Source organism: Olivibacter domesticus (genome assembly GCF_900109575.1).
Classification (GTDB): Bacteria; Bacteroidota; Bacteroidia; order Sphingobacteriales; family Sphingobacteriaceae; genus Olivibacter; species Olivibacter domesticus.
On sequence record NZ_FOAF01000017.1, the window covers coordinates 22,920 to 40,981 of the forward strand.

The 18,062-nt window shown below is 36.8% G+C and carries 16 protein-coding genes and 1 tRNA gene; 7 read left to right on the forward strand and 10 right to left on the reverse strand.

The annotated features are described in order from the left end of the window. Window positions 1-56 precede the first annotated feature (56 nt). On the forward strand, window positions 57-1,298 hold the full coding sequence (locus tag BMY50_RS27365; protein WP_093332958.1) for an aminotransferase class I/II-fold pyridoxal phosphate-dependent enzyme: 1,242 nt from the start codon (window positions 57-59) through the stop codon (window positions 1,296-1,298). A gap of 241 nt (window positions 1,299-1,539) precedes the next feature. Then, a complete protein-coding gene (locus BMY50_RS27370; protein ID WP_093332961.1) occupies window positions 1,540-1,731 on the forward strand; it encodes a histone H1 in 192 nt (63 codons plus the stop codon). 126 nt (window positions 1,732-1,857) lie between these two features. On the opposite strand, the gene dapA is transcribed toward BMY50_RS27370, so the two are convergent. From dapA to ileS, 8 genes are all read right to left on the reverse strand, one after another. Next, window positions 1,858-2,751: a 4-hydroxy-tetrahydrodipicolinate synthase gene (dapA, locus tag BMY50_RS27375; protein ID WP_093332963.1), complete on the reverse strand. Its 894-nt coding sequence runs from the start codon at window positions 2,749-2,751 to the stop codon at window positions 1,858-1,860. A 78-nt stretch (window positions 2,752-2,829) separates the two neighbouring features. Beyond that, window positions 2,830-4,848, reverse strand: a complete 2,019-nt coding sequence (gene ligA / locus BMY50_RS27380; protein ID WP_093332965.1) for an NAD-dependent DNA ligase LigA — start codon at window positions 4,846-4,848, stop codon at window positions 2,830-2,832. Between the two features lie 145 nt (window positions 4,849-4,993). After that, window positions 4,994-5,182, reverse strand: a complete 189-nt coding sequence (locus tag BMY50_RS27385; RefSeq protein WP_093332968.1) for a hypothetical protein — start codon at window positions 5,180-5,182, stop codon at window positions 4,994-4,996. 154 nt (window positions 5,183-5,336) lie between these two features. Further along, on the reverse strand, window positions 5,337-8,066 hold the full coding sequence (gene acnA, locus BMY50_RS27390; protein WP_093332970.1) for an aconitate hydratase AcnA: 2,730 nt from the start codon (window positions 8,064-8,066) through the stop codon (window positions 5,337-5,339). A 163-nt stretch (window positions 8,067-8,229) separates the two neighbouring features. Further along, complete coding sequence (locus tag BMY50_RS27395) at window positions 8,230-8,937, reverse strand: SIMPL domain-containing protein (protein WP_093332972.1); 708 nt, start codon at window positions 8,935-8,937, stop codon at window positions 8,230-8,232. Between the two features lie 90 nt (window positions 8,938-9,027). After that, a complete protein-coding gene (locus BMY50_RS27400) occupies window positions 9,028-9,678 on the reverse strand; it encodes a lipoprotein signal peptidase (RefSeq protein ID WP_093332975.1) in 651 nt (216 codons plus the stop codon). 96 nt (window positions 9,679-9,774) lie between these two features. Further along, window positions 9,775-10,158, reverse strand: coding sequence for a TraR/DksA family transcriptional regulator (locus tag BMY50_RS27405; RefSeq protein ID WP_093332977.1), 384 nt, complete (start codon window positions 10,156-10,158; stop codon window positions 9,775-9,777). An 83-nt stretch (window positions 10,159-10,241) separates the two neighbouring features. Beyond that, window positions 10,242-13,655, reverse strand: a complete 3,414-nt coding sequence (ileS, locus tag BMY50_RS27410) for an isoleucine--tRNA ligase (RefSeq protein ID WP_093332980.1) — start codon at window positions 13,653-13,655, stop codon at window positions 10,242-10,244. A gap of 187 nt (window positions 13,656-13,842) precedes the next feature. Here ileS and BMY50_RS27415 point away from each other — a divergent pair, with 187 nt between their 5' ends. From BMY50_RS27415 to BMY50_RS27435, 5 genes are all read left to right on the forward strand, one after another. Further along, on the forward strand, window positions 13,843-14,070 hold the full coding sequence (locus BMY50_RS27415; protein ID WP_093332982.1) for a signal peptidase: 228 nt from the start codon (window positions 13,843-13,845) through the stop codon (window positions 14,068-14,070). Further along, complete coding sequence (locus tag BMY50_RS27420; protein WP_093332985.1) at window positions 14,060-14,428, forward strand: diacylglycerol kinase family protein; 369 nt, start codon at window positions 14,060-14,062, stop codon at window positions 14,426-14,428. The genes BMY50_RS27415 and BMY50_RS27420 overlap by 11 nt, the downstream gene beginning before the upstream one ends. 11 nt (window positions 14,429-14,439) lie before the next feature. Then, window positions 14,440-15,162 (forward strand): DNA repair protein RecO, encoded by a 723-nt coding sequence (gene recO, locus BMY50_RS27425; protein ID WP_093332989.1) that lies wholly within the window; start codon window positions 14,440-14,442, stop codon window positions 15,160-15,162. Between the two features lie 118 nt (window positions 15,163-15,280). Continuing rightward, complete coding sequence (locus BMY50_RS27430) at window positions 15,281-16,180, forward strand: M20/M25/M40 family metallo-hydrolase (RefSeq protein WP_238383909.1); 900 nt, start codon at window positions 15,281-15,283, stop codon at window positions 16,178-16,180. Between the two features lie 29 nt (window positions 16,181-16,209). Further along, on the forward strand, window positions 16,210-17,121 hold the full coding sequence (locus tag BMY50_RS27435; protein ID WP_093332995.1) for a DUF72 domain-containing protein: 912 nt from the start codon (window positions 16,210-16,212) through the stop codon (window positions 17,119-17,121). Between the two features lie 49 nt (window positions 17,122-17,170). Here BMY50_RS27435 and BMY50_RS27440 read toward each other — a convergent pair whose 3' ends face one another. Continuing rightward, window positions 17,171-17,815: a hypothetical protein gene (locus BMY50_RS27440; protein WP_202907953.1), complete on the reverse strand. Its 645-nt coding sequence runs from the start codon at window positions 17,813-17,815 to the stop codon at window positions 17,171-17,173. A gap of 168 nt (window positions 17,816-17,983) precedes the next feature. Next, window positions 17,984-18,061: transfer RNA gene (locus BMY50_RS27445), tRNA-Val, on the reverse strand. Between the last annotated feature and the right edge of the window lies 1 nt (window position 18,062).

The following is an 18,062-nucleotide window of genomic DNA, read 5'->3' on the forward strand; positions in this document are numbered from 1 at the left end:
GATAATTATTGGCAAGGTGATTGTAAAGTGATTTGAAAACTAAATATAATTACACGTTGGATTTATTCGATAAAATATCAAACAATTTGGGTCCTATCGGACAACATCACAAATGGTCTCATGGTTACTTTTCTTTTCCTAAACTGGAAGGAGACATTGGCCCGCATATGAAATTTAGGGGTAAAGATCATTTAGTATGGAGCTTAAATAATTACTTGGGCTTAGCAAACCATCCGGAAGTGAGAGCAATAGATGCCATAGCTGCAAAAGAGTATGGCATGGCTTATCCAATGGGCGCGCGAATGATGTCTGGGAACTCGAATCATCATGAAGCTTTAGAGCAAGATCTTGCGTCGTTTGTAGGAAAAGAAGACGCTTTTCTTTTAAATTATGGTTATCAAGGCATGGTTTCTATTATTGACGCATTAGTTGATAGAAATGATGTCATCGTTTATGACGCTGAATCACACGCCTGCATAATTGATGGCGTTAGGCTTCATATGGGGAAAAGATTTGTGTATCAGCATAATGATATTGATAGCTGCAAAAAGCAATTAGAGAGAGCTACAAAAATTACTGAACAAACTGGCGGTGCGATACTAGTCATAACCGAAGGAGTGTTTGGTATGTCGGGCGCACAAGGTAAGCTGAAGGAAATTAATGCGTTGAAGGACAAATTTAATTTCCGGCTTTTAGTAGATGATGCGCATGGATTTGGAACAATGGGGCCTACAGGCGCTGGAACGCATGAAGCCCAAGATTGTATTGATGGTGTGGATATTTATTTTGGTACATTTGCGAAATCAATGGCAGGGATAGGCGCCTTTGTTGCTGGAAATGAGAATATTGTAACCTTCCTTCGTTATAATATGCGTTCACAAACATTTGCTAAATCGCTGCCAATGCCGATGGTAATAGGATTGAAAAAAAGGTTGGAGTTATTAAAGGGAGAACCAGGTTTACGTGAAAAATTATGGAAAATAGCTACTTCATTACAAAAGGGTTTGAAAGATAATGGTTTTGATATTGGTCATACAAATACCATGGTCACACCGGTTTTTTTAAAAGGAGATTTGTCGGAAGCAACAGCGCTCACAATGGACCTGCGAGAAAATTATGGTATTTTTTGTTCTATAGTTGTTTATCCCGTAATACCAAAGGGACAAATAGAATTGAGATTAATACCAACAGCAATGCATACGTTGGATGATGTAAAAGAAACGATATTCGCCTTTTCAGAAGTTTCTGATAAGTTAAATAATGGATACTATAGAGAACAACAAGTTGTTCCGGCCTAAAAAAGTACTCATTATGATTATAGAAAAGAAGATCCTACCAACGGATCTTCTTTTTTTTATCTTTTTGTATATCAGTTATTTAGTTGAATGGAGGTTTGCTTTTTATTTTTCAACTTTTTATTATTGTTGTTTAAATAACACTTAAAGCGGTTAAAAAATTTTTTTTTCGGAAAAAAGATTATACATTAGCTATTGGTACAATATATTATTAACTATTAACAATTAAAAGGAGTAATATTTTATGGCAAGCATTGAAAAATTCAACGAGCTTAAAAGTTTAATTGAGGGTTTAGATGGTGATGCTGACAAGTTTTTTAACAAAGGAAATAGTGCAGCTGGAACACGTGTTAGGAAGGGTCTTCAAGATGTTAAAAATTTAGCACAATCTATCCGTTTAGAGGTTCAAGAAGCAAAAAATTCCACTTCTAAATAATACCGAATAAACTAGGAAGAAATTGAAAGGTCCGTATCGCGTTAACGATACGGACCTTTATGTTTGAACGTTTAGATAGTCTCGTTGTCGCGGCCATCTCATCTATAAACGGGTTAATTCAATTAATTAAGCAATAACCTTACCATCAATTTCCCGAACGGCTAAGGCGATTTTCTTTTTAGTTTCGTCGCTTACTTCTACCAAGGGTAAACGGACGTAATTGCCACATATGTTAAGTTCCTTAAGCATTTCTTTCACGCCAGCAGGATTACCTTCAATGAAACATAAATCGTCTATCTGTAATAGATCATAATGCAGTTTACGCGCTTCTTCATAATGCCACTCATTGCAAAATTTAACAAGTTGTTGTGTCTGTTTCGGAAAAGCATTGCCAACAACGGTGATAACACCAACCGCACCTAATGACATCATTGGAAGCGTTAATGCATCATCACCAGAAATTAATAAAAAGCCTTCTGGCTTTCTGGCCATTATTCTAGTGAAATGTTCAAAATTTGCCGATGCTTCTTTAACACCAATAATATTAGGAAAGTCATTGGCTAAACGAATGATTGTATCTACGGATACCATGCTGCCTGTTCTTCCCGGAACGTTATAAAGTATGATAGGTAACTCCGTTGCTTGTGCAATAGCTTTATAATGTTGATATATTCCTTCTTGTGTTGGTTTATTATAATACGGACTAACCGATAATATAGCTTGGTACGCAGGATTATTAAATTCCTTTATTTGAGCCACTAGCTCCGCCGTATTATTGCCTCCAAAACCAGCAACCAATGGTACACGCCCGGCAACTTTATCAGCAGTAAAGTCTAATATTTGTTTCTTTTCTTCCTTCGTTAAGGTTGCAACTTCTCCAGTTGTTCCCATACTAACTAGGTAATCCATTCCTCCGTCTATTTGATATTCAATCAGTCTAGACAATCCTTCGAAATCAATACTTCCATCATTATTGAATGGAGTAACTAATGCCACACCGGCACCATGTAGGTTGTTCATTGTTTTTAAATGATTGTTATATTGTGAATTTTGTATTCAGTTTTCAAACCTAATACAAAAATAGCACAATTCGTAAATTTATTCTATCAATTTAATAAGCTCTTCTTCCGAAATAATTGGAATATTTAACTTTTGGGCTTTAGCTAGCTTTGAAGGACCCATTTTATCTCCTGCAACGAGGTAATCGAGCTTGCCGCTTATACTTCCTAAAATCTTGCCACCATTATCTAAAATTAACTGCGTAAGTTCTTCTCTGCTGTACTGCTCAAAAACCCCAGAAATTATGAAAGACTTCTCTACTAGTTTGTTACTGCTCAACTGAATTATTTTTTCCTCCACTTCAAAGTTTAAACCGTTTTCTTTTAGAAATCTAATCTGTTCTAAGTGCAAAGGCTTAGACAGATATTCTCTTACGCTTTCGGCTATTCTTTCACCTATTTCATCTACGGCAGCAATATCTTCTTCGTTGGCCGCAATCACATTATCAATATTTTTAAAGCCGAGAGCGAGCTTCTTAGCAATCGTTTCACCTACATATCGAATCCCCAGTCCGAATAGAACCTTCTCAAAGGGTTTCTGTTTTGATTTTTCGATGCCGTCTAACATGTTTTGAATAGATTTAGCACCGAAACGTTCAATTTGTGATAAAACATCTTGATGACGATGTAGATTATATAAATCGCTCACTCGATTTAATAAGCCTCTTTTATGTAACACTTCTACTGTTTCGTTTCCCATGCCCTCAATATCCATTGCTTTCCGACTAATAAAATGCTGGATTTTTCCTACTATTTGAGGAGGACATCCTTCTTCATTTGGACAATAATATACGGCCTCTCCCTCTTTTCTGATTAAAAGGGTATTACAAGCAGGGCAAGTACTTGGGTATTGTATTTGCTTCGTTTCGGGAACGCGTAAAGAAGTATTCACTGAAGTGATTTTTGGTATAATTTCCCCACCTTTCTCAACGATTACAGTGTCCAGTTCATGCAAATCTAGTCTTGCCATTTCGTTTGCATTGTGTAAAGTTGCACGTTTAACTGTTGTGCCAGATAGTTGCACCGGTTTTAGATTGGCAACGGGGGTAACTGCACCCGTACGACCTACCTGATAACTCACAGATTGTAAGATTGTTTCAACTTCTTCCGCTTTATATTTATAGGAAATAGCCCAACGAGGAGATTTTGCGGTAAATCCCAGTTCGTCTTGCTGTGCATAGCTGTTAACTTTGATGACGATGCCATCTATTTCATAGCTTAAATGGTGTCTCTCTTTTTCCCAATGGTGTATAAATTTAAATACGTCGTCGAGTGAATTACATAATTTCGTGTGCTCACATACGTGAAATCCCCAAGATTTTACGGCATTTAAGCTATCCCAATGGTTCTTGAACTGTTTGTCCCGACCATCCATATATAGGAAATACAGAAAACAGTCCAATGGACGCTTAGCTACTTCCGAAGAATCTTGTAACTTGATCGTTCCGGAAGCAAAGTTACGTGGGTTTGCATAAGGAATTTCTCCGTTTTCTATCCGTTCGTTATTGAGCCTTTCAAAAGCTGCTCTGTGCATGAACACTTCCCCTCTAATTTCAAATACTTCAGGAAAACCATTTTTTCTCAATTTGTTCGGAACACTTTTTATAGTACGTACATTAGTGGTAACCTCATCGCCCTGTGTTCCGTCTCCGCGGGTAACTCCTCTTGTTAGAACTCCATGCTCATAGGTTAGGCTTATGGATAAACCATCGAACTTTAGTTCGCAAACATACTCAAAATCGTCTCCAAGTACTTTACGTACTCTTGCATCAAAGTCGTTCAGTTCACCCTCACTATACGTGTTACTTAATGATAACATGGGCCATTTATGGCGTACTGTCTTGAATTGCTTCGTTATATCCCCACCAACTTTTTGAGTGGGTGAATCTGGATCTAAAAGTGCCGGATATTCTTTCTCCAACGCAGCTAACTCTGATAGTTTTTGGTCAAAATCAAAATCAGATATACTAGGTTGAGCTAAGACATAATATTTGTAATTATGCTCATTTAACTCCTTGATTAACGTTTCTATGCGGTTGGCTACATCAGTTTTTGACATATGCGAAGTTAAGAAATTTCCCTTAGTTTATTAGAACTAGTATTTAAAGCTGAAGTAGGAGGAAGTGTGTTATCAGATTAATTGAGCAAAGGATTAAGCGATAGGAGGTCTATTATACAAAAAGAGCCCTTAAGCAGGGCCCTTTTTATTCATTAAATTTGCGTTTTGGCCTTTTGTAAAGTACAGTGGCTATAACAGTAATTAAAAGTACTCCAACGACTATGTATATAATCGCTTTTGGGGTACTATATTCCTCCCCATCACCGATCGATTGGTTTGCCAATACTAGGTTTGAGTAAATCACTGCCGCCACCACTAATAATAAATTCTTCATTGCCTAATCCCTCCTTAATTTTAATTAAAAACAAAAAACACTAAATGTGATTTTTAGGTTTTTGGTTTGATTTAAAAATAAATATAAGAAAAAGCAAAATGTAAAGCAAATTTTTTAACAATTTTAACTGTTTGTTACACAGTTAAATATGTTTTTAGTGCTCATTTTTTAGGAAATCACGTAATACATATTGCAGTATGCCTCCGTTTTTATAATATTCAACTTCAATTATTGAATCAAATCTGGCGTGTGCATTAAATTCAATATTTTCACCACCCTGTTTTTTTGCAGTTACTTTTAATTGCTTGTGCGGTTGAAGATCATCTGCAAGTCCTTCAATGGTAAAAATTTCGGTTCCATCTAAAGATAAAGAAGCTGCACTGGCGCCTTCGGGAAATTCAAGCGGGGCTATGCCCATACCTACTAAATTACTTCGGTGAATACGTTCGAAACTTTCTGCAATAACGGCCTTAACGCCCAATAAACTGGTTCCTTTTGCTGCCCAATCACGAGAAGAGCCGCTTCCATATTCTTTTCCTGCAAGTATAATGAGCGGTGTATCCTCATGAATGTAGTCCTGCGCAGCATCGTAAATTGATTTAATCTCACCTGAAGGAAAATGAGTAGTAAAACCACCTTCAATATCACTGATTTTGTTCTTAATTCGGACATTAGCAAATGTCCCGCGCATCATTACCTCGTGATTTCCCCTTCTTGATCCATATGAATTAAAATCTTTCACTTCTACTCCTTTTTCCTGCAAGTATTTACCGGCAACACTATCAGATTTAAAAGATCCTGCTGGCGAAATATGGTCGGTAGTGACCGAGTCACCCAGATACAATAGCACTCTTGCTTCTTCAATATCTTTTATTTGTTGTGGTTCGGAACTTATGTCTTTAAAAAATGGCGCTTCCTGAATATAGGTAGATTTACTGTTCCACTCGTAGTTATTACCAGATGGGGCAACCAAGTTTTGCCACTGTTCGTTTCCGTCAAATATCACATCGTATACGTCTTTAAAATCCTGCTGCTTCACAAACGTTTCGACGGCCTTATTGATTTCCTCTTGAGATGGCCATATATCTTTTAGATACACTGGTTCGCCATTGGGATCCAGATTTATAGGGTCGTTCAATATATCCACATCAATTCGTCCAATCAGTGCATAAACAACTACCAGCATAGGAGAAGCAAGGAAGTTCATTTTAACTTGTGGGTGCACGCGTGCTTCGAAGTTTCGATTTCCGCTCAATATAGATGAAACTACTAAATCTGCTTTGTCTATAGCCTCTGCAATGTGAGGAGGGAGGGGACCACTGTTACCGATGCAAGAGGTACAACCATATCCTACATGATGAAATCGAAGTGCTTCAAGGTCTTCCAATAGACCAGACCTTTTTAAATATTCCGTAACTACTTTTGATCCTGGTGCCAAACTTGTCTTTACCCACGATTTCGTTCTCAGTCCTCTTTCTACAGCTTTGCGAGCTACTAAGCCAGCGCCCAACATTACTGCTGGATTTGACGTGTTTGTACAGCTTGTAATGGCTGCAATCACAAGAGACCCATCACTTAACACATATTGCTGGTTATTATTAATGATACGAACGGTTTTTAATTCGTCAGATTTAACTTGTATTTGCGTACTTCCATGACCATTTGCTCCCGCATATTCAGTACCGGATCCCCCTTCGGAAATCCAAGTATTTACCTCTCTATTTTTGTAGGGAATATAGGCACGGCTGTATTCCTCATTTAATAATTCTCCAAATTTTTTAAATAAATCTTTAACCAGAATTTTGTCTTGAGGTCGTTTTGGACCTGCAACCGTTGCCTGAAGTGACCCTAGATCCAGTGTTAAAACGTCTGTGTAAATAATGGCTTCCTCTCCGCTACGCCAAAGCATGTTTTCTTTACAATATGCTTCTACTAAGTCAATATGTTCAGGTGTACGATTCGTGCGTTGCATATAGTCTAAGGTTTGATGATCAATCGGAAAATAGGTAACAGTACAGCCAAATTCTGGAGACATATTTGATATTGTAGCTCTATCTGTTACGGTTAGATGATCTAAACCATTTCCAAAAACTTCAACAAACTTACCTACTACTCCATAATCTCTAAGGAGTTTTGTAATGGCTAAAACCATGTCTGTAGCAGTACATCCTTCCGGTATTTTGCCTGTTAATTTTAAACCAACTACTTGTGGGCAGGTAAAATAAATAGGCTGTCCTAACATTGCTGCTTCTGCTTCGATACCACCTACGCCCCATCCCAATACGCCTATACCATTTACCATTGGTGTGTGTGAATCAGTGCCAACTAAGGTGTCTGGGAAGTACCATTCATCTCGGTCAATAACGCCTTTCGCTAAGTATTCAAGATTTACTTGATGACAAATACCCATGCCTGGCGGAACAACAGTAAAATTATCTAGTCCTTTTTGCGCCCATTTCAATAACTGATATCTTTCTGAATTTCTTTCGTACTCTAATTCAACGTTTTTATTATATGCATAATCGGTTCCGAAATAATCTACCTGTACGGAATGATCAATGACTAAATCAACGGGGATAGCGGGGTTTATTCTATTCCCGTTCTTTCCTTTTCTAATCACTTCTGCTCTGATAGATGCAATATCTACCACTGCCGGTACTCCCGTGAAATCTTGCATTAATACTCTTGCCGGTTTAAACGGGATTTCTTTTTCGGTACCACTAGGGACCCAATTTGTTAATGTTTCGAGATGCTCATCAGTTATAGAAAAGCCATTGTGGTTACGGATTACATTTTCTAAAAGTATGCGGATAGAAAAAGGGAGTAGATCAATTGATTTTCCTTCTGCTTGAAGTTGTGCTAAAGAGGCTATTTTCTTGTCCATTTTTGTTTAGTTTCAGTATTATGATAAAACCTGTCTGCGTCAAAAAAGTTTTATAAATACAAGTTAATGCCGGTTTTTGAATTTAAGATGACTTTCGGAATCTTTGTTAAATAAAAAAGAGGAACAGATTTCCCTATTCCTCTTTTACTGTGTACCGCAAAAATTACTTTAATTCAAATACAACTCTAAATTGATAGTTAATTTTGATTTTTTTGAAGTCAATGTCTAGTGAATCACCCGAAACTGCATCGGCCGCTTGTTCACGCATGGCCATCATTTTATATTGTGGTTGTGGATTGCCAGCGTCTGTGTTATTGTCGTTTACTTCAAGTGCTTTGCCTAATGTGTCGCCCAATGCTTGTGCTAGAACTGTAGCTTTATCACGCGCATTGTTGACTGCCTTGATTCTTAACTCGTTTTTTATTTCTGTCATTTTGCTATGATCGTAACCAGCAATATTTGTAGATTGAATTCCCTTTTCATCTACGCTTGCTAGTATTTCGTTGATAGCATTTAAATTAGCAATTTTAATACGATATTGTTTGCTTGCTAGAAAGCCAGGATCTTTTTTCTTTTTTGGATCATTATAGTTATAGCTGGAAATATCATTAATGGTAAAGTCTTCATCCTTAATGCCTGCCTTTTTTACAGCAGAGGCCAACTGGCGTTCCAATTCATTAATAGTAATTTTGTTTTTATTGCTGTTGTCTTTGAAGTACTCTTTTAATGAGATCGAAACATAAATTATATCAGGTGTAATCTCTTCTTCTGCAGAACCATACACCTCAATTTTTCGCCTTGTGTCTATATTTTGGGCAGATGCGGATAATACAATGGTTCCCAATAACATTGCTGCAATTAACTTCTTCATAGCTAAATTATTAAATTTAATTGTTATATAGTTTTTTGTAGAAACGATTTGGTGAAAGAAAATGCTACAGTATTCGGATTTTATAAAATATTATTCTTCTACTATTTCACTGTTATAACTGGCAGGTTCTTGAATTTCTTCTTTAAAATAGCTTTTTTGAAAAATTAAAATAATAATTACTCCAACGGAAATTGCTGAATCAGCAAGATTGAATACGGGTCTAAAAAATATAAATTCTTCATTTGACCATATGGGGACCCAACTAGGGAAGGTGCCCTTGAGTAAGGGGAAATAAAACATATCCACTACTTTTCCATGAAATAGACTGCTGTAGCCTCCTGCTTCAGGTAAAAATTGCGCTTTATCATACCATGTACTTTCGCTAAATATGATGCCATAAAATGTGGAATCTATTATATTGCCTAAAGCACCGGCGAAGATGAGTGCTACACACATAATTAAACCGCGATGGTATTTGCGTTTAATCATGTAAACAAGCCCATAACCTATGCCGAGTACAGCAAGAATTCTGAAAACGGATAGTGCAAGTTTTCCGCCTTCGCCGCCGAACTCCATGCCAAAGGCCATACCATTGTTTTCTGTAAAATGAATCATGGCGCGATTTCCTAAAATTTTAAATTCTTGGCCTAAGGTCATGTTAAGCTTAACCCAAAATTTAATAATTTGATCGAAAAATATTACCAATAAAATAATGGCGAGAGGTTTGGTGTATCCTTTCATGTATATTGATATGCGGAAAGTAAAATGGTCATCAATTTTTTACGGAAAACAGTAGAAAAGTCCAATTCTCCTTTGATTGATGACCAATTATAATATTTAGTATTGTTTTAATTTAGCCTCCATGCTTAGCGTGGTGTGCGGAACCGCCCTCAACCGCTCTTTCTGTATAAGCTTACCCGTTTCTCTGCAAATTCCGTATGTCTTATTCTCTATCCTTACTAAAGCGGCTTCTAAATTGTCAATAAACTTTTTTTGACGAGCTGCTAGTTGATTAATTTGTTCCTTCTCTAATGTAGCTGAGCCGTCCTCGAGTGTTTTGAAGGTGCCTGCAGTATCATCCGTTCCATTGCTGTTAGGGCTACTCAAAGACTTTGCTAGCGACGCTAATTCTTCTTTAGCTACACGAAGCTTTTCCAAAATAATTTCTTTAAATTCTTGCAATTCTGCATCACTGTAACGTGTCTTTTCTGTGTTTTCCATTTTTCGATTTTTTTACAGGAATTTAAATCTATTGAAGGAGTTCAAAATTGCTCATTCATCTAACCATTATAGATTTTCTTACCTTACACTTTTTCAATTAATACATTTAACTCAGTCGTTTCTATTTCAACACGCTCTCCAACGGTCAAGTTATTATCTACTTTAAACGAGTTGGCTAAGATCTCCGTGCTAATATAGGATAAATTATTTTTAATCGCATCAGCAATAATTGAACTATTACTAACAGTAACATTTATTTTATCGGTCACTTCGAACTTTAATTCTTTTCGAAGTGTTTGTATACGATTTATCAACTCCCTTGCTATTCCTTCGTTTTTAAGTGATGTGCTTATATTTACATCAAGTGCTACCGTTAGCTTGTCTATATTGGCTACTTGCCAACCTGCAACGTCTTCAGCTATGATTTCTACATCTTCAAGTGTTATTATATGCGATGTGTTAGGGATAGCATAGCTGCCAGATTTTTCAAGTTGATCTATTTCACTTTCTCCAAACGTATTAATAACTCCCGAAACTAATTTCATATCCTTACCAACTTTCGGGCCAAGAGTTTTAAAATTTGGTTTAATCTTTTTACGTATAATACCTGAGGTGTCTTCGATAAATTCAATTTCCTTAATATTCGTTTCGGATAATATTAAGTCTTTTACTTTTTCAACCTTTGTGCTGAATGTGTCATCTAACACTGGAAGTAAAATTTTGTTTAGTGGCTGACGAACATTTATACCAACTTTTTTACGAAGCGACAAGGTAAGCGAGGAAATATCCTGGGCCAGTGTCATACGCTCTTCTAGCGGTTTATCAACGAGTTCCTCATGGTAAACGGGATAATTAGATAAATGCACCGATTCTGAATGATCTTTCCCTGTTACTGAGTTTAGATCGAGAAATAATTGATCACTAAAAAATGGTGCAATAGGTGCCATAAGTTTAGCTATTGTATCCAAACAGTTATATAATGTTTGATACGCTGATATTTTGTCTGCAGTATACTCGCCCTTCCAGAATCGACGGCGGCATAATCTAACATACCAATTACTTAAGTGCTCATCAACGAAGTTCTGAATAGCACGTGCTGCTTTGGTCGGTTCAAAATCGGCATAATATACATCAATCTCTTTTGTTAAACTATTGAGTAAAGAAACAATCCAGCGATCAATTTCAGGACGGTCTTTAATCGCTATATCTGCCTCTTCGTAGGAGAAATTGTCGATATTAGCATAGAGTGCAAAGAAAGCATATGTATTATATAGTGTGCCAAAAAATTTTCTTCGCACTTCATCTAAACCTTCTTCATTAAATTTTAGATTGTCCCACGGCGCAGCATTGCTGATCATGTACCAACGAGTAGCATCAGCGCTGTATTTTTCTATCGTAACAAATGGATCTACAGCATTTCCTAGCCTTTTGGACATTTTATTGCCGTTTTTATCTAATACCAAGCCATTGGATACAACATTTTTAAATGCCACTGAATCACAAAGCATTGTAGCAATAGCATGTAGCGTAAAAAACCATCCCCTTGTTTGATCTACCCCTTCTGCTATAAAATCTGCTGGATAGGCACCTGTAAATCCGTCTTTAAAAGGAAGTTTGTCTCCCTTGGCAAGTTTGTCGTGATCTAGCCCCCACTGTGCATAGGGCATGGAGCCTGAATCAAACCAAACATCAATTAAATCGGGTTCTCTAAATAACTTTTGGTTATTGTCGGAAACCAATACAATATCATCAACGTATGGACGGTGTAAATCAAATTTATCAGCATCTAAATTATTAAGATAGGTCCGAAGTTTTTCGCTTTCTTCTCTATCTAAAACATTCGTTGTTAAACTATAGCTAATCCGTTCACGTAATTCCGGAATTGAGCCTATACAAATTTCTTCGTTTTCATCTTCAGAGCGCCAGATGGGAAGTGGTGTACCCCAATACCTTGACCGTGACAGGTTCCAGTCGACTAGATTTTCTAGCCAGTTCCCAAATCGTCCTGTTCCCGTTGCTTCGGGTTTCCAGTTGATCGTTTTATTTAATTCAACTAGCCTGTTTTTTACTGCTGTTGTTTTTATAAACCAGCTGTCTAAAGGATAATAAAGCACCGGCTTATCTGTTCTCCAACAATGCGGATAACTGTGTTCATATTTTTTAACATCAAAGGCCTTATTATCCTCTTTAAGTTTGATAGCAATAAGTACATCTGTTGGTTTAAAATCAGCTGCTGATCGTTCCTCATCACTATAATATTCTTCCTTAACGAAACGATATGCAAAATCAGTTATTTCCTTAACAAAACGACCTCTTTTATCAACAATGGGTACATCTTTGCCATTCTCGTCCTTTACAAAAACTCCCGGTACTCCATTCTCCTGACAGGCACGAAAGTCATCCGCGCCAAATGTAGCAGCGGCATGTACAATGCCCGTTCCATCTTCGGTAGTTACAAAATCTCCAGCAATAACACGAAAGGCGTTGTTTTGTAAATCTTCGTTCGTAACATAAGGTAAAAGCTGCTCGTACCTTAAATTTAACAAATCTTGCCCTTTAAATGTTGCTGCTTTTTCCCAGGGAATTAATTTATCTCCCTCTTTATATTGTTGAAACGGCAAATCTTGCGCTTCTTTCTTAAAATATTTATCTACGAGGTTTTTTGCTAAAACAACGCTGATAGGTTCATACGTATATTGATTGAAAGTACGAACTTTTACATAGTCAATATTTTTGCCCACAACGAGCGCACAATTGGCAGGAAGTGTCCAAGGTGTTGTTGTCCAAGCTATAAAGGAAGTATCTTCTCCATCCTCTTCAAATAATTGCGGAATTAAAGGGTGTACCTGGTCTTTAACAATTCTGAATTCAGCAATGATTGTTGTATCCTTTACAGGCTTGTAAGTACCAGGTTGATTTAGCTCGTGAGAGCTCAATCCAGTGCCGGCAGCTGGTGAATAAGGTTGGATCGTATAACCCTTGTAAAGTAAGTTCTTGTTATAAAGTTCTTTTAGAATCCACCATAGGGTTTCGATATATTCATTTTGATAGGTTATGTAAGGAGCTTTTAAATCTACCCAGTACCCCATCTTTTCTGTTAAATCGTTCCATACGTCTGTATAGCGCATTACTTCACGTCTACATGCATCATTGTATTCTTCAACGGAAATTTTTTTACCAATATCGTCTTTTGTTATGCCAAGTGTTTTTTCGACAGCTAATTCAATAGGAAGTCCGTGTGTATCCCAGCCGCCTTTTCTCTTAACTTGAAATCCCTTCAGGGTTTTATACCTGCAAAATATATCTTTAATCGTACGCGCCATAACATGATGTATACCAGGCATACCGTTTGCCGATGGAGGTCCTTCGTAAAATGTATAGGGTTTTGCCGCCGGCCTATTGGTAATGCTTTTTTCAAAAATTTGTTTTGCTTGCCAATTAGCCAATATGCTGGCACCTATATTCGGGAGATCGAGCTGTTTATATTCCTTGTACATCAGTGTATTAATTCCAAAAATTTAAGGATGCAAAGTTAAGGTTTTAAGCTGAGAAGTGGAAGTGCTGAAACTTAATATATATCTTTTAGCCAGCTAGGCAAACAATGGTTTGAGCGTGTTGAGCTTAGAGAATGTGGAATATTATTTGTTATCTTTAACAAGAAGTTCACTATTAGCAGGCATAAATATGAATAAATATTTAAAGAGAGGAATTGGCATTACCCTCGTTGGGATAGCACTAATTGTATTGGGAATGTATTTAAAAAGAGTTGAGAGCGGCCTCTATGGTATTACGTTAATAGTTGGCGTCGTAACATTTGGAGTAGGTTTTGTAACGATTGTGTATAGCTTGATTAGAAAGATCGAGCGACAAAGTATTTTGGATACGAGGAATAAGCAATCTAATGATGAATAACAGGTATTTTATAGATGCACTGCGTGCGGCAGTTGAAGGTATAACGCAATCTTTCAAAAGCGAGCGGAATTTTAGAATTCATAGTATCGCTGCTGCTGGTGCTGTTTTATTTGGTTTTCTATTTCATTTGACCGCAGAAGAGTGGTGTTGGATTGTTTTATCAATTGCGGTAGTATTGCTAACTGAACTGGTTAATACAGCACTGGAAGCTTTAACGGATTTAGTTATGCCTGATTATCATGATTTGGCGAAAAAAGCAAAGGATGCAGCAGCAGGTGCTGTACTTATCGCTGCAATTTTCTCATTGACCTGCGGAAGTATCATTTTTTTACCTAAACTTGTAAGTTTAATTCGATAATTCTTTTTGAAGTGTTGCATAAAACTAGAGGTATTGTTCTTCGAACAACTCCTTACGCTGAAAGCAGTGTAGTGGTTCAGGTTTTTACAGAAAAATTTGGCGTACAATCTTATCTTGTTAATGGCGTCAAAAAAGCTAAGGCAAAAATAAGTATAAACGTTTTGCAGCCATTACATTTGCTCGAACTTGTCGTATATCAGAAAAATTCTGGTGGACTTCAGCGAATGGCTGAGGCAAGGCAATTGCCTCCCTTTCAACGCATACCGTACGATATCATAAAAAGTTCTTTGGTGCTGTTTTTGAATGAGATGCTTTATAAAAGTGTTAAGCAGCAAGGTCCTGACGATGCCATGTTTGAATTTGTATTTAATGCGGTTAATTGGTTAGATTCTTCTGAGAGAACTCCTGTCAATTTTCACCTTTATTTTCTTCTTAAGTTTACCCGATATTTAGGTTTTTTTCCGGCGCCTCAAGAATTAGGGCAACATTTTTTTGATTTAAAGGATGGCGTATTCACTAGTTATCCACCTAATCATTCATTGGTTCTGCACGAACCTCATACAAGCCAATGGGCTTCCATCTTAACCAGTCGGCTTACAACGCTGGAAAATGTAAAAATTTCCAACACTGATAGAAGAGTGCTGCTACATAAACTAATTGATTTTTATCGTCTCCACATTGATAATGTAGGTGACATAAAGTCTTGTGAAATCTTAGAGGAAGTACTTGGTTAATGATTTTTTAATATAAGTTGAATTTTTTTAATATAGCATGTGTGATTTTTTATTTACTAAACAAACTTTTTTAAGAATAACACTATTCAATTTTTTTGTATTTTATTCGCTTGGCTCTTTGAGCGCGCAGGAAATTTCCACATATGCGCATGCTGAATTAATAAAGAAGCACATAAATAACTTAGCAGCGGATAAAATGAAGGGAAGGGGCACAGGGAGCCGAGAGATAAACCGAGCGGCAAAATATATTGAGAAGTACTTCGAAAAGTATAAATTAAAACCACTTGGATCAAAAGGGTATAAACAACCCTTTATTGCAAAGGTAACTAAGGTTGTGGTTAAAGATAGCCTGCGAAAAGCGAATAATCTAATAGGCTTTTTGGATAATAATGCACCCTATACAATTATAGTAGGTGCACACTATGATCACCTTGGTTTAGGAAAACAAGGAAGCTCCAAAGATTCATTGCCTGAGGGGAAAATTCATAATGGAGCAGATGATAATGCTTCGGGTGTTGCAGGCTTACTCGAATTAGCAAGGTACTTTTCTCAAAACGATGTAAAAGAAAATCTTAACATACTTTTTATTGCTTTTTCAGGTGAAGAACTCGGGTTGCTAGGTTCTAAATATTATGTCAATCATCCGGTTATACCACTTGATAAGATAAGTTTTATGTTGAATATGGATATGATTGGGCGCTATAATGCCGAAAGGGGCGTTGGGGTGGGAGGATTCGGAACAAGTGATAAATGGCCGAGTATTTTCGAAGGGGTCGAGACTGATGTTAAATTTTTTACAGATAATGCCGGTAGCGGCGGTTCTGATCATGGGTCTTTTTATGCCAAGGGTATTCCGGTATTATTTTTTCATACTGGAGACCATCCCGATTACCATAAGCCATCTGACACATCGGAAAAAATTGATTCGGAAAGCGAGGCCAAAATTATTGATTTTGAAATACGTTTGTTACTTAATGGTATGAAAGAAAATAAGCTTAACTTTACGAAAGTTAACTGATGATTGTTGAATATCAAAATTAGAACTATATGAAATTTGGACAGGTAGAAGACCCGAGCAAAATTGATTTTTCACTACCTTCAACTCATCCGGATACATATGCGCTGCTCGAAAAAGCCGGAAATGGTACGGACATTTTTGAAGTATTTGTGGGATGTGCGAAATGGAATAAACAGGATTTAAAGGGGTTTTATCCACGTGGAACAAAGGATGAATTATCGTATTATGCATCCCAATTCAATGCTATTGAGTTAAATGCTACTTTTTATAATTCTCCGGATAAACAACAAGTAGATGTATGGAAAAATAAGGTGCCAGAGGGCTTCAAGTTTTTCCCAAAGATACCCAATACTGTTAGTCATTTTAGGCGGCTTGTGAATTCAAAAGAGCCAACAGAAGCTTTCTGCGATGCGATCAGCTTTTTTGAGGATAAATTAGGTATGACGTTTTTACAGATGCATGATAACTTTAAACCTAGCCAGTTCGATCGATTAAAGGAATATGTTACCTCTTTTCCAAAAGGTATACCTTTAGCAATTGAGGTTAGAAATGAAGAGTGGTTTGCCGATAAAGATGCGAGTGAAAAATATTTCTCACTGTTAGAGAAAGAAAAGGTTGCTAATGTTGTGGTTGATACTGCCGGTAGAAGAGATTTGTTACATATGCGCTTAACAACCCCTCAGGCTTTTGTTCGATATGTAGGGGCTAACCATAAAAGTGATTACGCTCGTTTAGATGATTGGATCGATCGTATTAAAGAATGGAGAGATAAGGGGCTTAAGTCACTTTATTTTTTTGTACATCAAAATATAGAGAAGGAATCTCCTTTACTTTCGGCGTATTTTATTGAGAAACTTAATCTGGCTTTTCACTTGGATTTAAAGTTGCCAGCTAGTCAAATTGATATGAATCAACAACAGGCCTCTCTTCACTTAAAGTAAGTGTGATTATCTAAAAGAGAAGGCCAGTGTAACTAACCGGCCTTCTCTTTTAGAATCGTTTGTTTAACTCATCTTGCAAACGTCTATTTAACTTTTGTTCGCGTTCCATTGATTTTTTGCGGTGTTGGTCAAACTCTTCCTTCAATTCGTCAAGCGTTTTCTTAGCGTCTGCTGTTACGGTATGACTTTGCCTATAACGATAAACATAAAAAAGAAGTGCAAACATTAATATACCTATTAAACACCATACAAAAGTGTTATATGTGCTTTTGGATAAAAGTATACCTAGGAAACTGAAGCTTTCCTTTTGGTCTCTAGTGGTTTTAAGCTCCTGATTTATTTGAATTAAACTATCTTTCAAAGAAGAAACCTCATTATCGTGATTGTTTAAGGTAGTGTTTACATTGCTTAATTTAGATTGCATCCCTTTCAGGGAGTCGACTATATTTTTTTCTAATTTTTCTAAAGAAGTCTTTTTTACAACCTTATATTCCTGGTAGTTATTAGAGGATTTGTTTATGTAGTCAAATTGACTTGCAATAGTACCCCCATTTAACGAATTATGAGGAGTGGCGAATGGTGTATTGACTGTTTTTGATTGGTTACTTTTGTTATCGCTAGGAGTGGATTGGGCTAAAGAGAAGAGAGGAAAGGCTATTATCGATGCGATTAATATAATTTTTTGTTTTTGCATAGTATGTAAAAGGTTTTAATGTTTTTACTTTTTCGCAAATATACAGATCCTAATTACGGAGACCTAAAAAAAAGTAAGAAAGCTGATAAGGCTTATTATAGGATGAACATATATAGTATTTATATGCATAAAAAAAGCACTTAAAAATGCTTTTAAGTGCTTTAGATATGGTGGAGGCTACTGGATTCGAACCAGTGACCCTCTGCTTGTAAGGCAGATGCTCTGAACCAGCTGAGCTAAGCCTCCT

Bases quoted from the DNA above. Each gene is read 5' to 3' on its own strand.
- BMY50_RS27370 (WP_093332961.1), top strand. From the start codon at position 1,540: ATGGCAAGCATTGAAAAATTCAACGAGCTTAAAAGTTTAATTGAGGGT.
- dapA (WP_093332963.1), bottom strand. From the start codon at position 2,751: ATGAACAACCTACATGGTGCCGGTGTGGCATTAGTTACTCCATTCAAT.
- ligA (WP_093332965.1), bottom strand. From the start codon at position 4,848: ATGTCAAAAACTGATGTAGCCAACCGCATAGAAACGTTAATCAAGGAG.
- BMY50_RS27385 (WP_093332968.1), bottom strand. From the start codon at position 5,182: ATGAAGAATTTATTATTAGTGGTGGCGGCAGTGATTTACTCAAACCTA.
- acnA (WP_093332970.1), bottom strand. From the start codon at position 8,066: ATGGACAAGAAAATAGCCTCTTTAGCACAACTTCAAGCAGAAGGAAAA.
- BMY50_RS27395 (WP_093332972.1), bottom strand. From the start codon at position 8,937: ATGAAGAAGTTAATTGCAGCAATGTTATTGGGAACCATTGTATTATCC.
- BMY50_RS27400 (WP_093332975.1), bottom strand. From the start codon at position 9,678: ATGAAAGGATACACCAAACCTCTCGCCATTATTTTATTGGTAATATTT.
- BMY50_RS27405 (WP_093332977.1), bottom strand. From the start codon at position 10,158: ATGGAAAACACAGAAAAGACACGTTACAGTGATGCAGAATTGCAAGAA.
- ileS (WP_093332980.1), bottom strand. From the start codon at position 13,655: ATGTACAAGGAATATAAACAGCTCGATCTCCCGAATATAGGTGCCAGC.
- BMY50_RS27415 (WP_093332982.1), top strand. From the start codon at position 13,843: ATGAATAAATATTTAAAGAGAGGAATTGGCATTACCCTCGTTGGGATA.
- BMY50_RS27420 (WP_093332985.1), top strand. From the start codon at position 14,060: ATGATGAATAACAGGTATTTTATAGATGCACTGCGTGCGGCAGTTGAA.
- BMY50_RS27435 (WP_093332995.1), top strand. From the start codon at position 16,210: ATGAAATTTGGACAGGTAGAAGACCCGAGCAAAATTGATTTTTCACTA.
- BMY50_RS27440 (WP_202907953.1), bottom strand. From the start codon at position 17,815: ATGCAAAAACAAAAAATTATATTAATCGCATCGATAATAGCCTTTCCT.